17 protein-coding genes are annotated in these 15,687 nt (G+C 59.6%); 6 read left to right on the forward strand and 11 right to left on the reverse strand.

Annotated elements, in window-relative coordinates; translation table 11 throughout:
* Positions 1 to 58: 58 nt before the first annotated feature.
* Positions 59 to 352, forward strand: a complete 294-nt coding sequence (locus tag ACSQ87_RS12115; RefSeq protein WP_046049780.1) for a DUF1330 domain-containing protein — start codon at positions 59 to 61, stop codon at positions 350 to 352.
* Between the two features lie 6 nt (positions 353 to 358).
* Here the strand turns inward: ACSQ87_RS12115 and ACSQ87_RS12120 are convergent, their stop codons facing one another.
* The 9 genes from ACSQ87_RS12120 to ACSQ87_RS12160 form a co-directional block, all read right to left on the reverse strand.
* On the reverse strand, positions 359 to 922 hold the full coding sequence (locus ACSQ87_RS12120) for an NUDIX hydrolase (protein WP_223431484.1): 564 nt from the start codon (positions 920 to 922) through the stop codon (positions 359 to 361).
* Between the two features lie 2 nt (positions 923 to 924).
* Complete coding sequence (locus ACSQ87_RS12125) at positions 925 to 1,677, reverse strand: GntR family transcriptional regulator (protein WP_046049782.1); 753 nt, start codon at positions 1,675 to 1,677, stop codon at positions 925 to 927.
* Between the two features lie 88 nt (positions 1,678 to 1,765).
* Positions 1,766 to 2,155, reverse strand: coding sequence for a carboxymuconolactone decarboxylase family protein (locus ACSQ87_RS12130; protein WP_134417102.1), 390 nt, complete (start codon positions 2,153 to 2,155; stop codon positions 1,766 to 1,768).
* Between the two features lie 132 nt (positions 2,156 to 2,287).
* Positions 2,288 to 2,773 (reverse strand): flavin reductase family protein, encoded by a 486-nt coding sequence (locus ACSQ87_RS12135; RefSeq protein WP_033057760.1) that lies wholly within the window; start codon positions 2,771 to 2,773, stop codon positions 2,288 to 2,290.
* 12 nt (positions 2,774 to 2,785) lie between these two features.
* Positions 2,786 to 4,267 carry an aldehyde dehydrogenase gene (locus tag ACSQ87_RS12140; protein ID WP_033057762.1) on the reverse strand — a complete coding sequence of 494 codons (1,482 nt, stop codon included), beginning with the start codon at positions 4,265 to 4,267 and terminating at the stop codon, positions 2,786 to 2,788.
* Positions 4,264 to 5,097, reverse strand: coding sequence for an alpha/beta fold hydrolase (locus ACSQ87_RS12145; RefSeq protein ID WP_046049786.1), 834 nt, complete (start codon positions 5,095 to 5,097; stop codon positions 4,264 to 4,266). Before ACSQ87_RS12145 ends, ACSQ87_RS12140 begins: the two co-directional genes overlap by 4 nt.
* 43 nt (positions 5,098 to 5,140) lie before the next feature.
* Positions 5,141 to 5,731 carry an amino acid synthesis family protein gene (locus ACSQ87_RS12150; protein ID WP_223431485.1) on the reverse strand — a complete coding sequence of 197 codons (591 nt, stop codon included), beginning with the start codon at positions 5,729 to 5,731 and terminating at the stop codon, positions 5,141 to 5,143.
* Between the two features lie 189 nt (positions 5,732 to 5,920).
* Positions 5,921 to 6,553, reverse strand: coding sequence for a response regulator (locus ACSQ87_RS12155; protein WP_033057767.1), 633 nt, complete (start codon positions 6,551 to 6,553; stop codon positions 5,921 to 5,923).
* Positions 6,554 to 6,586: 33 nt separating this feature from the next.
* Positions 6,587 to 7,954, reverse strand: coding sequence for a cache domain-containing protein (locus ACSQ87_RS12160; protein ID WP_223431486.1), 1,368 nt, complete (start codon positions 7,952 to 7,954; stop codon positions 6,587 to 6,589).
* Between the two features lie 626 nt (positions 7,955 to 8,580).
* Here ACSQ87_RS12160 and ACSQ87_RS12165 point away from each other — a divergent pair.
* Together ACSQ87_RS12165 and ACSQ87_RS12170 are read left to right on the forward strand one after the other, a co-directional pair.
* Entirely contained in the window at positions 8,581 to 10,638 is a 2,058-nt protein-coding gene (locus ACSQ87_RS12165) for a carbon starvation CstA family protein (RefSeq protein ID WP_134418055.1), read from the forward strand.
* 14 nt (positions 10,639 to 10,652) lie between these two features.
* A complete protein-coding gene (locus ACSQ87_RS12170) occupies positions 10,653 to 10,850 on the forward strand; it encodes a YbdD/YjiX family protein (RefSeq protein WP_007900300.1) in 198 nt (65 codons plus the stop codon).
* 100 nt (positions 10,851 to 10,950) lie between these two features.
* Here the strand turns inward: ACSQ87_RS12170 and ACSQ87_RS12175 are convergent, their stop codons facing one another.
* A complete protein-coding gene (locus tag ACSQ87_RS12175) occupies positions 10,951 to 11,664 on the reverse strand; it encodes a metallophosphoesterase (protein WP_223431487.1) in 714 nt (237 codons plus the stop codon).
* 130 nt (positions 11,665 to 11,794) lie between these two features.
* On the reverse strand, positions 11,795 to 11,998 hold the full coding sequence (locus ACSQ87_RS12180) for a hypothetical protein (protein ID WP_140682326.1): 204 nt from the start codon (positions 11,996 to 11,998) through the stop codon (positions 11,795 to 11,797).
* Positions 11,999 to 12,517: 519 nt separating this feature from the next.
* On the opposite strand from ACSQ87_RS12180, the gene ACSQ87_RS12185 reads away from it, so the two are divergent.
* The 3 genes from ACSQ87_RS12185 (at position 12,518) to ACSQ87_RS12195 (ending at position 15,646) form a co-directional block, all read left to right on the forward strand.
* Entirely contained in the window at positions 12,518 to 12,919 is a 402-nt protein-coding gene (locus ACSQ87_RS12185) for a DUF5329 domain-containing protein (protein ID WP_223431568.1), read from the forward strand.
* Between the two features lie 883 nt (positions 12,920 to 13,802).
* A complete protein-coding gene (locus ACSQ87_RS12190; protein ID WP_223431488.1) occupies positions 13,803 to 14,783 on the forward strand; it encodes a quinone oxidoreductase family protein in 981 nt (326 codons plus the stop codon).
* Between the two features lie 14 nt (positions 14,784 to 14,797).
* Entirely contained in the window at positions 14,798 to 15,646 is an 849-nt protein-coding gene (locus ACSQ87_RS12195; RefSeq protein WP_223431489.1) for a TauD/TfdA dioxygenase family protein, read from the forward strand.
* Positions 15,647 to 15,687 lie beyond the last annotated feature (41 nt).

Raw genomic sequence — 15,687 nt, forward strand, 5'->3', positions numbered from 1 at the left:
GTGTTTGATGGAAATATTTTGTGGTATACCATAATACAAAATAAACCGAGAGGTCACTATGAAGGCGTACTGGATTGCTCATGTAGATGTCACCGACCCCGATCAATACAGCCAATACACCCAGCGGGCGCCGGCGGCCTTCGCGTTGTATGGCGGACGGATGTTGGCCCGGGGCGGGCGCAGCGAAGCACTGGAAGGCGGGCCCACGCCGCAGCGCAACGTGGTGATTGAATTCGACTCGTACGAACAGGCGCTGGCCTGCTACCAATCGGAGGAATATCAGGAAGCGAAACGGCACCGTGAGGGCGTGGCCCGGGCCGAGATCATCATTGTCGAGGGCGTGGCGCCCTGAGGGCTGTCAGCGGATGAAGTGAATCTTGCCGATATCGTCGTTGCCGATGTAAATGCCATAGACCCCGGCCTGGCGTTCCTCGATATAGCGCTCGAGGATCTGCCGGATCGCCGGGTAGTAGATGCTGTCCCAAGGGATGTCCTCGGGTGCGAAGAATTTGTAGTCGAGGGTTTCCGGCCCATACTGGCCGGTGATCTCCAGGGCGATGGCGCGGAAGATGATGTACACCTCGCTGATCTTCGGCACGCTGAAGATCGAGTAGGGCGAAAGAATTTCCGCGCGCACGCCGCTCTCTTCCCAGACTTCGCGCAACGCTGCTTGTTCGGTGGTCTCGCCGCCTTCCATGAAGCCGGCCGGCAGCGTCCAGGTACCAGGGCGCGGCGGGATGGCGCGCTGACACAACAAATACTTGCCGTCCTGCTCGATGATGCAGCCGGCAATGATTTTCGGATTGACGTAATGGATGTAGCCGCAGCCGCGGCACATCAGGCGCTCGTGCGTATCGCCTGGCGGCAGCTGGTGACCGAGGTCACTGCCGCCGCACTTTGGGCAAAAGCTCGGGCTGAACATCTTTAGCGACCTATGCGCGGTTCTTTAAGCGCGATCGGCAGGGTGATCTCAGGAATTTTCCCGGTCTCTTCCTGTTTGCGCTTGAGGTAATCGAGGGCGACGGTTGCGGCGGCGCGCACGTGGTCGACGCAAGCCTGGTGGGCGGCGAGGGGGTCGCCACTCTTGATTGCCTCGACCATGCGTTCCATTTCCTGATTGCTCGCGCCGCGCCGGTTTTCCTGGGACACCGACGTCGCCCGCAGGTAGCTGATTCGTGCCTGCAACTGACGCAACTGAGTGGCCGCGACATGGTTGCCGGAGCCTTCGAGCAGCACATCGTAGAAGCCCTGAACCGAATCGATCACCTGTTGCAGCTCGCCGTCCTTGAGGGCCTTGCGGTTTTCCTCGAGGGCTTTTTCCAGGGCCTTGATGTCCTTGGCCTTGGCGCGCAGGGTGAACAGCTGGACGATCAGGCCTTCGAGCACGCAACGCAGCTCGTAGATATCACCGGCGTCAGAGAGGGTAATGATGGCGACCCGAGGGCCCTTGGCGTCGGCGAATTCCACCAGGCCTTCGGATTCCAGGTGACGCAAGGCTTCGCGTACGGACGTGCGGCTGACGCCCAGGCGATCGCACAGATCGCGCTCGACCAGACGGTCTCCCGGCAGGAGCTGGAAGTTCATGATGGCGCTTCGCAGTTTATCCAGCACGATTTCGCGCAGGGTAACGGGGTTGCGATTGACCTTGAAGCTGTCGTCGAGTGGCAGGCGTTTCATGGGGTCCGCTCTGAGTGTGGCTGTCCATGCAAAAAGAGCACTTCGATCGCAAGAATCTCCGTGCTCGGTCAGATCAAACAGCCAAGGGTTAACTGGAGGCCTCGGCATCGGCTTCGGCGAACGCTTCACGGGCGAGCCGGAAACTGTCTACGGCAGCGGGGACACCGCAATAAATACCGACCTGAAGCAGAATTTCGCGTATTTGTTCACGAGTCAGTCCGTTACGCAAGGCGCCACGTACATGCAGCTTGAGTTCGTGAGGCCGATTGAGGGCCGAAATCATGGCCAAGTTTATCATGCTGCGCTCTTTAAGCGACAAACCCTCACGGCCCCAGACATGGCCCCAGCAGTACTCGGTGACCATTTCCTGCAGCGGCCGAGTGAAGTCGTCGGCGTTCTCGATGGAGCGTTTCACGTAGGCTTCGCCCAGCACCTGGGTGCGGATTTTCAGGCCTTTTTCGTACTTTTCATTGTTCATCATCATCCTCTCACCGCAGTCCCTTGTGGGAGCTGGCTTGCTCGCGAAAGCGGTGTGTCAGTCTGCATCAATGTTGAATGTGCGACCGAATTCGCGAGCAAGCCCGCTCCCACAGGGTTTTGAGTAAACCCGTCAGGCCAGGGCGGGCAAAGGGCCCAGCTTGCCTTTGTGATAGATCATCGGCGTCACCGGTTGCTCGGGCAGAATCAGGTTCTTCACCGCGCCGACGATGATCGCGTGGTCACCGCCGTCGTATTCGCGCCACAGTTCGCACTCGATGATCGCCGTGGCGTTACCCAGCAGCGGATTACCCAGCGCGCTCAAGTGCCAGTCGATGCCATTGGCCTTGTCCTTGCCTTTGCCGGCAAACGCATAGGCTTCGGCGGTCTGGTCGGCGGACAGCAAGTGAATCGCGAACTGCTTGCTGTCGCGCAGGATCGGGTAGGTGTCAGAGGCATAGTTGGGGCAAAACAGTACCAGTGCCGGATCGATCGACAGCGCACTGAAAGCGCTGGCGGTAATACCGACGATGCCGCCGTCCGGGTCCAGGGTGGTGACCACCGTGACCCCGGATGGGAACGAGCTCATGACGTCTTTGTAAATGCCGGGTTCGATCATTTCGTCAATCTCCTAGCGCATCACGAAGGGGTCAGGCATCGGTGCCTGGGAGAGGTTGATCCACACCGTTTTCAGCTCGGTGTAGGCCAGCACCGAATCGATGCCGCTCTCGCGTCCATAGCCGCTGTTCTTGAAGCCGCCGATCGGTGCCATGGCCGACACGGCGCGGTAGGTGTTGACCCAGATGATCCCGGATCGCACATCCCGGGCCAGGCGATGAGCGCGGCCCAGATCGCGAGTCCAGATGCCGGCGGCGAGGCCGAACTGCGAGTCGTTGGCAATCGCCAACGCTTCGGCTTCATCCTTGAAACGAATCACCGAGGCCACTGGACCGAAGACTTCTTCCTGCATGATCTTCATCGAGTTGCGGTCGCATTCGAACAAGGTTGGCTCGTAGAACCAGCCATCGCCCAGGTTCTGCGGACGCTTGCCGCCCAGGCGCAGGCGCGCACCTTCGGCGATGGCATCGGCGACGAGGCCTTCGACCACCGCCAGTTGCTGCGCGGTGGCCATCGGGCCCATTTCGCTGCTGTCTTCCTGCGGGTTACCGATGCGAATGCGTTTGGCGCGTTCGACCAAACGATCGACGAACTCATCGTAGATTTCGTCCTGCACCAACAATCGCGAACCGGAGACGCAACTCTGACCGGAGGCCGCGTAGATCCCGGCAATCGCGCCGTTGATCGCGCTGTCGAGGTCGGCGTCGGCGAAGATAATGTTCGGCGATTTGCCGCCCAGTTCCAGCGACAGCTTGGCGAAGTTCTCGGCGCTGCTGCGCACCACATGCCGTGCCGTCGCAGCGCCGCCGGTGAAGGCGATTTTGCGGATCAGCGGATGGCGGGTGAGTGCCGCGCCAGTGCTTGGGCCGTAGCCGGTGACGACGTTGACCACACCCGGCGGGATGCCGGCTTCCAACGCCAGACGCGCCAGTTCGAGAATGGTTGCGGAGGCGTGCTCCGACGGTTTGATCACGATGGTGTTGCCCGCCGCCAGGGCCGGGGCCAGTTTGATCGCGGTCAGGTACAGCGGACTGTTCCAGGGAATGATCGCCGCGACCACGCCCATGGCTTCGTGCACGGTGTAGGCAAACAGGTCCGGCTTATCGAGGGGCAGGGTGCCGCCTTCAAGTTTGTCGGCCAGGCCCGCGGTGTAGTGGAAGAACTCCGGCAAGTAGCTGACCTGACCACGGGTTTCGCGGATCAGCTTGCCGTTGTCACGGCTTTCCAGCTGCGCCAGGTGTTCCTTGTTTTCGGCGATCAGATCGCCCAGGCGCCGCAGCAGTTTGCCGCGGGCGGTGGCGGTCAAACCGCGCCAGGCCGGGCTGTCGAAAGCCGTCTGCGCCGCTTGTACGGCGCGCTCGACGTCGGCTTCGTCGGCATCGGGCAGTTCGGCCCAGGCTTGGGCCAGCGCCGGGTTCAGGCTTTCAAAAGTCTTGCCGGACAGGGCATCGACCCATTCACCGCCGATGCACATCTGGAAGCGTGCGAGTGTCATGCAACGATCCCCTTTATTTGGTTTTGTCGGGAGTGCGCGGTGTCGAGAAATTCCAGCAGCAGCTGGTTGACCAGGCGCGGTGATTCTACGGGCATCATATGCCGCTGCTCGGCGAGCACGGCAACTGTCGCGCCGGGAATACGTGCGGCCAATTGCTCGGCCATTTCCGGTGTCGAACCAGGGTCCAGTTCACCGGTGGCGATCAGTGTCGGCACCTGAATGCTGCCCAGGTCGTCAGCGCGGTACATGTCCTGGGTCGCGAACAGTTCATAGGTGGTCAGGTAACCCTGCGGGTCATTGTCTGCCAGGGTTTGGCGCAAGGCCGCGATCTGCGCCGGATTGGCCGCCTGATATTCGCGGCTGAACCAGCGCGACAGGGCGGCTTCGGCGTTGGCATCCGGTCCGTGCTCGGCCGCTTGAGCGGTACGGGCGATGACGCCGGCACGCTGTTCGGGGCTGCGATTGAACACGCTATTGAGCACCACCAGGCCTTGCAGGCGTTGCGGGTAATGCAAGGCAAATGCCCGCGCGACCAGCCCGCCCATGGAAAAACCGATCACCGTCGCCTGGGGCAATTGCAGGTGATCGAGCAGCTCCAGCAACTGGTCGGCATAGCCGAGCAGGGGGGTGCCGCTTTCCGGGCGCGGGCTGGCGCCATGGCCCAGCATGTCGTAGGCAATCACGCGGTACTTCGTGGCCAGGCCAACGACCTGGCCGCCCCACATTTCTTTGTTCAGGCCCACGCCGTGGATCAAAACCACGGGCTGGCCTTGGCCGGTCGCCAGGTAACTGGTGCCAGCCGGGGTGAGTTCAGCGGTGAGCCGAATCATGGAGCGCTCCTGCATGCCTTTTTGTTGTTCTTACCAACCTTGATTACTGGGCGTTTTCAGCGGCCAGCTCTTCCAGGTCGATGTAACGGTTGCCGATGCGAGGGTGCAGGCGGCCGCCATCGGCGCAACCCAGTACCACCACGATTTCGTCGGCACGCGGTGCATCTTCAATTTTCATTTCCAGGGTGATGTAGTGCGAACGCAGGCCTTCATCGTCTTTGTGCATCATCGGAATCTGGATCGAAGTGCCCGGGCCGCCGCGCTTGTTGGTAAAGCTCAGGTAGCTCTTGGCTTTCACCGCTTCACGGTAATGGTTACCGAAGCGCAGGGTGTGAATGACGGCGGAGGCGTGTTCGATTTCACCGTCGGCGCCCACGACAGCGGCCTTGCCATAAGCCTCGATCTTCTCGGCACCGCCGATGATGCCGACCAGTCGCTCGACCATCAGCGCACCGAGGTCGGAGCAGTTGGCGCGAATTTCCGGCTTCAGGTCTTCGACAAAGCCGCGACCCAGCCAAGGGTTTTTCATCACGACGGCCAGGCCGACCATGGTCACTGGTTTATCGGTGGCCTTGCCGCCTTCGATAAAGGTTTCTTCGACATAGCTGACGATCTTGCGGATTTCGAAACTCATGAGCTGCTCCGTGTAGGGTGAGAGTGTCTGTGCGTCTGATGGTATACCATAATACCGTTAGCGCAAGTCCCTGAAATGAGTTTCTGGTCGGACGGTGGTGAAAAGGGTGGAGGGGATGGCTGTTACCAATAAAAAACCAAAAAAAACCCGGCTGATGAGGCCGGGTTTTCCATTGAGTATTAATGCCTGCTACCGAGAGATGATCCCGTGATCGATCGCGTATTTGACCAGGGCCGCCGGTTTGTCGATGTTGAGTTTGCGCCGGATGCTCAGGCGATGGGTTTCTACCGTGCGAACGCTGATGTCCAGTTCGCGGGCCATCTCCTTGTTGTTCAGCCCTTGAGCCATCTTGTACAACACCTGGCTCTCGCGCGGTGTCAGCTCGTTGTCGGTATTTTTATCGGCGATGAGCCGCTGGGCGATCTCGGCGCTGTAGAACGTGCCGCCACTGGCGATGGCTTCGATCGCCGCGATGATTTCCCGCGACGGTGAATTCTTCAGTACATAGCCGCTGGCCCCCGCGCGAACGGACTCACTCACGTATTCATTATTGTCGTACATGCTGAGCACCAGCACCTTGAGCGACGGGTACTGGCTGCGTAACACCCGGGTCAGCTCGAGCCCGTTCATGTCCCGCAGGCTGATGTCGACCAGCAACAGGTCCGGCTGGCAGCGTCCGACCATTTCAATGGCATCCGCGCCACTCTCGGCTTCGCCCACCACTTCCAGGGGGGCCATGACCGCCAGCAGCGCTTTGATCCCGTCGCGGACCAGGGCGTGATCGTCGACCAGGGCGACGCGGATCGGGTAGGGCAGGTTCATCGCGGGTATTCACTCTTGTTGTCAGGGGGCGAGTCAGTGTGTTGCACCGGGCATTTTCATTGGCAGCCAAACGTCCAGCTCGCTTCGTCCCGGCATCGAGATCAGGTCGAATCGTCCACCAAAATGCTCGACACGCTCACGGATATTACGCAGGCCAATGCCCGCATGACGACGTTCGACCTGGGCGACGTTGAAACCGATACCGTCATCGACCACCGTCAACCGTATGGAATCTTCAGACCCGTGCAGGGTAATGGAGACGTTTTTAGCCTGTGCATGTCGTTCAATATTAGTCAGGCCTTCTTGCACGATGCGAAACAGCGAGACCGCTGCCCCATCGACCAAGTGACAGTCGAATTCGTTGTCGTTGTAAGTCACCACCAGGCCGCTGCGTTGCTCGAATTCCGCGGCGAGTTGACCGATCGCCGCCGGCAGCCCCAGGGTGTCGAGCAGCGAGGAACGCAGGTCGTGGGAGAGGCTGCGAACCTCGCCAATCGCTTCCCCCAGGCGTTCCGTGGCGTCCCTCAGCGTACTCAAACCCTTGTCGTGTGCTTGCCCATTCTCGAGCAGATGGTTGGCCAGCTCGAACTGAAACTTGATGGAGACCAGTAGCTGGCTGATGCCGTCGTGTAGTTCACGGGAAACCCGTGAGCGCTCTTCCTCTTGCAAGCTGACGATACGCTGAGTCAGGCGCTGAAGTTTTTTGTCGGCCAGACGATGTTCGCTGACGTTCAGCGTCATGCCGCTGGCGAAGACAAACAACACCGCCACGAGGGCCACCGCGGCAATCGCCAGCATGGTTTTACGAATGCCCTGGGCCACTTCGTCACGCGCTTGCTGGGTCGCGCGCTCAACGTCTTCAAGGTAGATGCCGGTGCCGAGCATCCAGCCCCAACGATCCAGCATCACCACATAAGCGAGCTTGTCGGTCACTTGGCCGGAAGAGGGTTTGTTCCAGGCATAGCGTTGAAAGCCTTCGCCCGATTGCGCACTTTTGAGCAACGCCTGGATCACCGGCAAACCGTGAGGGTCCTTCATGTCCCACAGGTATTTGCCCACCAGCTCGGACTGGCGCGCGTGCATCAGGCTGCGACCCTCGTGGTCGTAGACGAAGAAGTAGCCATTGATGCCAAAGCTGAGCTTGCGCAGTTCTTCCAGCACTTTTTGTTGTGCGTGTTCATCACCGTGGCCGTCGTCGTACAGCGGCTCGATCAGGCTTTGCGCCATTTCGACGTAGTTCTTAAGTTCTGCGCGCTTGCTGGCCAGAATGCTGTCTTCGATCAGTTGCGCCTGTTGTTCACCCAGTTGCCGGTTCATGGAGATCACCAGCGCGCAGATGACGGCGATGGCCAACACCAGCGGAAGAATCCCGAGCGCGACGATTTTGTGTTTGAGCTGCATCTTGGCTCCTGACCGGGCTGAGGGGATGCTAAGGCCCGGCATCATATGTCAAAGATACGCGCGTCCAGTAGCGGTGCTGGACGGAATGACCTCAGGTGAACATATCCATTTCTGCAGTAACGGCCACTTAGGGTTTCGCCCCGAGCGTCCGGCCCCTCGCTTGGGCTCGGCGTTCCTTCGCTCCGGTATCCATCCGGGGACACTGCCCTCCGGTCTGCTTCGCGACGACCTACATGCAGCGTGTTCGACTGCGTCGAACGGCGCTGCGCGCCACTCCCCGGATGAACACCTCCACTCAGCCTCCCGATGGGGCGGGTGGATCAAGATCAAAAGTTGCAGGCGAGCTAACGCTCGGCCTGTTGAGTGGTGAGGGGCAAAAGGCTTACCCGATCCACTGTGGGAGCGAGCCTGCTCGCGATGGCGGCCTGACAGCCGACCAATTACTCGCAGGTGTAGACCATTCCCCTGTGGGAGCGGCGTCTACGTAGAACTACGTAGACGACACGTACGTAGTAACGCGGATTTATTTGTAGACGGCATGCGGGGATATTGGGCCAGCTCCGCACAGCGGACACAATTATAAAAATTACCGCCGCAGTCCACTGGCTGTCGGCAGGAGACACGCTATGCCCCGTCTGGCTAAACACCTCGCCTGGTTTGCCGTGGCTGTCCTGGGAGCGTTTGCGCTAAGTGTCGTGGCCCTGCGCCGCGGCGAAGCGATCAATGCCCTCTGGATCGTAGTCGCAGCAGTCGCTATTTATCTCGTCGCATACCGCTACTACAGCCTGTTCATCGCCACCAAGGTGATGCAACTCGATCCCAATCGTGCCACGCCGGCTGTCGTTAATAACGATGGTCTGGACTACGTGCCGACCAACAAACACGTACTCTTCGGTCACCACTTCGCAGCCATCGCTGGCGCGGGGCCGCTGGTCGGTCCGGTCCTGGCGGCGCAGATGGGCTATTTGCCCGGTACGCTGTGGCTGATTGCCGGCGTGGTGCTGGCCGGTGCCGTTCAGGACTTCATGGTCCTGTTCATGTCCACTCGCCGCAACGGTCGTTCCCTGGGCGACATGGTCCGTGAAGAAATGGGCCGCATCCCCGGGACCATCGCGCTGTTTGGCTGCTTCCTGATCATGATCATCATCCTCGCGGTGCTGGCGTTGATCGTTGTGAAGGCCCTGGCCGAAAGCCCGTGGGGTATTTTCACGGTGATGGCGACCATCCCGATCGCGATGTTCATGGGCATTTACATGCGCTACATCCGTCCGGGTCGCATCGGTGAAATCTCCGTTGTCGGCGTGTTGCTGCTGCTCGGTTCGATCTGGCTGGGTGGGCAGATTGCCGCTGATCCGGTCTGGGCCAAGGCCTTTACCTTCACCGGGATCCAGATCACCTGGATGCTGATCGGCTACGGTTTTGTTGCGGCGGTATTGCCGGTGTGGCTGATTCTGGCGCCGCGGGACTACCTGTCGACCTTCCTGAAAATCGGCACCATCGTGGCCTTGGCGATTGGCATTCTGATCACCATGCCCGACTTGAAAATGCCGGCACTCACCCAGTTCGTCGACGGTACCGGGCCGGTATGGAAGGGCGGTTTGTTCCCGTTCCTGTTCATCACGATTGCCTGTGGCGCGGTCTCGGGTTTCCACGCGCTGATTGCTTCCGGCACCACGCCGAAGTTGTTGGCCAGCGAAGGCCATGCCCGTTACATCGGTTACGGCGGCATGCTGATGGAATCCTTCGTGGCCATCATGGCGATGGTGGCTGCGTCGGTGATCGAACCAGGCGTGTACTTCGCCATGAACAGCCCGGCGGCGCTTGTCGGCTCTGATGCTGTTTCGGTTGCTCAGACCGTCAGCAGCTGGGGCTTTGCGATTACCCCGGAAGCGCTGCAAGCAGTGGCCAAGGACATCGGTGAAACCACCATCCTGGCCCGTGCCGGCGGTGCGCCGACCCTGGCAGTCGGTATCGCGCAGATCCTGCACCACCTTCTGCCGGGTGAAAACACCATGGCGTTCTGGTACCACTTCGCGATCCTGTTCGAAGCGCTGTTCATCCTGACGGCCGTCGATGCCGGTACCCGTGCCGGACGTTTCATGCTGCAGGACTTGCTCGGTTCCTTCGTGCCGGCGCTGAAACGCACCGAATCCTGGACCGCCAACCTGATCGCGACCGCCGGTTGTGTGGCGATGTGGGGTTATCTGCTGTACCAGGGCGTGATCGATCCGCTGGGCGGCATCAACACCCTGTGGCCGTTGTTCGGTATCTCCAACCAGATGCTGGCCGGTATCGCGCTGATGTTGGCGACCGTTGTGCTGATCAAAATGAAACGCCAGCGCTATGTGTGGGTCACCATGTTGCCCGCCGTGTGGCTGCTGATCTGTACCACCACCGCCGGCTTCATCAAGCTGTTCGATGCCAACCCGGCGATCGGTTTCCTGGCCTTGGCCAAGAAGTACAGCGATGCGCTGGCCAACGGTCAGATCCTCGCCCCGGCGAAGAGCATCGACCAGATGCAGCACGTGATCTACAACGCGTACACCAACGCAACGCTGACCGCGCTGTTCTTGCTGGTGGTCTTCAGCATCCTGTTCTTTGCACTCAAGGTCGGTATCGCCGCCTGGGGCACCAAAGAACGTACGGATAAAGAAGCGCCATTCCAGGCATTGCCGGACGCTTGATCGAGGATTGCAGCATGTTCAATGACTTGAGTCGCCTCGGTAAATACCTCGGTCAGGCCGCGCGCCTGATGGTCGGCATGCCCGACTACGACACCTACGTCGAGCACATGCAAACCAAGCACCCGGACAAACCGGTGATGAGTTATGAGGTGTTCTTTCGGGAACGCCAGGAAGCTCGTTACGGAAGCAAGGCTGGACCGAAGTGCTGTTGATGGTCGGTGGCAGTGATGCCACCTGAATCTGTAAATAAAGAACCCGGCTGATGTGGCCGGGTTTTTTTTGAGTGAATGGCGTTGGCCGATCGGTGTTGAGTCAGCTTGCGGGGATGGTTTCGAGCGTTTCGAGATCCAGCAGGGTGAAATAACCACGGTCCGGCCTCCAGCCACCCGTATCAATGTGAATCACATTGCCAAGGCTGACGGGCATATAAAGCGGCGTATGCCCTACGACCAGTGCGCGCAGGCCTTCAACGCCATGTGTCTCCTGCTGATCGATCCGCCTTCGTGACCACATGCAGTAGTGCTGCACCTCCTGCAGACGCCTGTTGCTTTCCGGCGACTCCAGTTCCTTTCGCAGTTGCTGCCATGATGGAAACGGACAATCGGCGTGCACGATGCCGATCAGGCCGAATGCTGTTTCGACTTCGATCGCGATAGGGAGCTTGGCGAACTGCGCCGCAAATGCTTGCTTCTCGAACAGCGGCAGGTCCACGAACCATGAACCACCGTTGTCGATCCAGCTGTCGACATCGCAGGTATCGAAACACACCACGTAGTCGTCATGGTTGCCTCGCACCGGGTGGAACCATGCCTTGTCCAGCCAATCGAGCGCATCTAGGCACTCGGGCCCACGGTCAATCAGATCGCCAACACTGAACAGGCGATCTCGCAAGTGGTTGAACCCCGCTGCATCCAGAGCATCCTGCAACCGAGTGAAATGGCCATGAATGTCACCGACCGCGAAATCTCGACCGGCAACGTTTGCGGCGAAGCGCTTGACGCGCGACATCTCTAAAGTTTCGAGCATGGGAATGCCACTCCGGCAGCTCCCCAACGGGCTAGTCAGTTGAGTTTAGGCCAAGAAGTGGTACTCGACCTCACCGCGCCGGCAGGCAGACCATTACCGCCTGCCCAACGGCTGCCCGGATCAAACACCGTCAGAGCAAGTAGGCCGTTGCTTGCCCGAAATGGTTGTCCTGCACTCCGGCGATAAGGTGCAGAGGCATGTGTTGCGCATCCATGGATGGAACTTCGAAACTGTCCACAATCTGGGTGTGGCGCTCATTCAGCCCGGTCGACTCTTCGACAAGAGCCTTGGCCATTCTCGCGTGGTTCGCTGCGATTTCATTGAGAGTTGACACGTTACTTCTCCCGGTGACTGACCAAGCGCATCGCTGGCGTCCTAAGCGTTAATTAAAGTGCTGCCGCGTCAGAATTACGTCGTTCTGGGGCTGCTACGAGCATCTTCTGCAAACCTTAAGCCAGCAATAGTCAAAAAAATCGCGCAGCGTTTTTGATGCGACGAATGGTGGTGCCGATATATCCGGAGCATATAAGGTCGGGGAAAAAGGTGATTAGACGTGCCGAAGTTGTTTTGTTAAAAAAACAGTGCATGGCCGCTAATGACGCGCCAATGCATCTCCATTCAGTTAGATGGAAATCGCCCAACATTGAGCTGGGCAATGATCAATGAGTCTGATGCCGATACAGGGATAAGTAACTGCGACTTTGGCCAACTGCTCGCGCACAGAGGCATTGGGCTCATTGATCCCCTTTCTCTTCCACAGGTTGATCCTTTCGAACGAACCACATCGCACAGCGTTCTGCTGGTTGCTCGGGTGACGTCGCGCTACAGTTACCTTTTTGGACAAGGAAGAACCATGTGGATTTTGAAAGTAGCAGCGACTCGGCCCATTTTCCGCCAATGGTTGATCACTGCTTCTATCGGCCTTTTTGCGGTGGCGGGCGGTGCACAGGCTCAAACCTCTCCACAGGCGAACCAGGAGATAAAGGGCTTGCTGGATTTTGTGGAGCGCAGTGAGTGTAAGTTCGTGCGCAACGGCAGTGAATACCCTGGGCCCCAGGCTCGGGCACACCTCGAAAAGAAGCTGAATTATCTCGAAGGCAAGAACCTGGTGAGTAGCGCAGAAGACTTCATCGATCTCGCTGCCACTAAAAGCAGCATGAGTGGCAAAGCCTATGAAGTGCGTTGCTCGACAGGCGTCCAGCCGACGAGCACCTGGCTGAAGACAGAGCTACAGAGACAACGTCAGCACCATTGAGCCTAGCCCCCCCGAAACCGGGTACATATCCGTTTCTGCGGTGATGGCTGCTGGCGGTTTCGCTTTACAGCGACTCCCTTTTGCAGACGCCCAAAAGGAAGCAAAAGGCTTTGCCCCTCCATTCGGTGCCTCGCTAAGGCTCGGCATGCCCTCACTCCGGCATTGCTCCGGGGGCCCGCCGCCATCGGCCATCCATGGCCGGGGGCGGCTACCGTGGCATCCTTGCCGCGGTGCCCCCTGCGCAACGCCTGCGTTCGGCCTCTGGGAAAGGGGCAATAGATCAAAATCAAAAGCAACGGCAACGGCAACGGCAAGATCAACAGCTTCGCGAGCAAGCCCGCTCCCACATTAAGCAGATCGGCGTACAACTTTCGCTCCTCACCACTCAACAGGCCGAGCGTTAGCTCGCCTGCAGCCTTTGATCTTGATTCACCGCCCCCTCGAGAGGCCGAGTGGAGGTTCTGCGCAGTGGGCAACCCGGCATGGATGCCGGGTTAGCCGCCCCCGGCCATGGATGGCCGATGGCGGCGGGCCCACGGAGCAGGACCGGAGCGAGGGCATGCCGAGCCTAGGCGAGGCACCGAACGTCAGGGGCAGAAGCGCTTTGGTTACTTTCGCGCTTTTCGAAAGTGACCCGCTGTAAGAGCGGAACCATAAGCCGCCATCACCGCAGAAACGGATATGTACCCCAACCTTAAGTGAACAGCATCAGCCCCACTTGCCGGGGCTTTCTCGTTTCCGGGATTCGTACAGCCAAGTAGTTGTCATGAAATGAAAAGCCATTGTCGTCTGATGAGAAGCGACTCGCCAGACGGCGTCCTACAGTCCAATCAGCGCAATTCGACGCAGCACGCCCATCTTGCAGATTGGAGAATAAGAAAAAATGGCCAAAGCCGTACGCTTCTACGAAACCGGTGGTCCCGAAGTCCTTCGTTATGAGGAGGTCGAAGTTGGCGATCCCGGTCCAGGCCAGGTTCGTCTTCGTCATGTGGCGGTCGGCCTGAACTATGCCGACACTTACTTTCGCAATGGCACTTACCCGATCCCGATGCCCAATGGCATGGGGGTTGAAGCCTCCGGTGTGGTCCAGGCCATCGGCGAGGGGGTTACCAATGTCCGCGTGGGTGATCGCGTCACCTACACCGGTTTTCTCAATACATTGGGTGCCTACAGTACCGAACGACTGATCCCGGCCGCGCCGCTGATCAAACTGCCGGAAACCATCAGTTTCGAGACCGCCGCGGCCATGACCATGCGCGGCCTGACGTCGTCGTACCTGATGCGGCGCATTTACGATTTCAAGGCCGGCGACAGCATTCTGTTGCACGCCGCCGCTGGTGGTGTGGGCCTGATCGTTTCGCAGTGGGCCAAGCTGCTCGGCCTGAACGTCATTGGCACTGTGTCCACCGAGGCCAAGGGTGAAATCGCTCGTGCCCATGGCTGCGAGCATGTCATCAACTACAGCCATGAAGACGTCGCCCAGCGCGTTCGCGAGTTGACTGATGGCGTCGGTGTCAATGTGGTGTTCGACAGCGTCGGCAAAAACACCTTCATGGGTTCGCTGGATTCGCTCAAGCGTCGTGGCCTGATGGTGTGCGTCGGCACGGCATCCGGTCCGATCCCGGCCTTTGACCCGGTGATGCTGGCGATGAAAGGCTCGCTGTTCATGACCCGCCCGGCCCTGGCCGATTACATCGCCGATCCGGCGGAAAAAGCCGTGTTGGCGGGCGAGTTGTTCGACCATGTCGGCAGCGGTCGGATCAAGATCGAGATCAACCAGCACTATGCTTTGCAGGATGCCGTCCAGGCCCATCGCGACCTGGAATCACGCAAGACCACGGGCTCGTCGATTTTCGTCATTTAAGGGAGTCGTCTGCCATGAAAGTCGAACAATTGACCTGCAGCATTGGCGCCGAACTGATTGGCGTCAACCTTGCCGACGCGGTGCATGACGATGGCCTGTTTGCCGAGATTCGTGCGCAATTGCTCAAGCATCGCGTGGTGTTCCTGCGCGACCAGGACATCACCCGCGCCGAGCACTTGGCCTTCGCCCGTCGCTTCGGCGAGCTGGAAGATCACCCGGTGGCGGGCAGCGACCCGGATCATCCGGGGCTGGTGCGCATCTACAAGAACCCGGACCAGCCGGCGGACCGCTATGAAAACTCCTGGCACAGCGATGCCACCTGGCGTGAGGCCCCGCCGATGGGCTGCGTGCTGCGCTGCGTGGAGTGCCCACCGGTGGGCGGCGACACGATGTGGGCCAACATGGTCGAGGCCTACGCGCGCTTGCCGGAAGACGTGAAGGTGAAGATTGCCGACCTGCGCGCCCGCCACAGTATCGAAGCCAGCTTCGGTGCGGCCATGCCGATCGAAAAACGCCTGGCACTCAGGGAGAGATTCCCGGATGCCGAGCACCCGGTGGTGCGCACGCACCCGGAAACCGGCGAGAAGGTGCTGTTCGTCAACGCCTTCACGACGCACTTGAGCAATTACCACACCCCCGAGCGGGTGCGTTTCGGCCAGGACGCCAACCCTGGCGCGAGCGAGTTGCTGCGCTACCTGATCAGCCAGGCGTACATCCCCGAGTATCAAGTGCGCTGGCGCTGGAAGCCCAACAGCATCGCCATCTGGGACAACCGCAGTACCCAGCATTACGCCGTCATGGATTACCCGCCGTGCCATCGCAAGATGGACCGCGCCGGGATCATCGGCGACAAGACTTACTGATCGACCCCTTCTGCATTCGCACTCGTAAAGACGTCTGCCCG

This window comes from Pseudomonas sp. LjRoot277, assembly GCF_964253845.1.
GTDB lineage: Bacteria > Pseudomonadota > Gammaproteobacteria > Pseudomonadales > Pseudomonadaceae > Aquipseudomonas.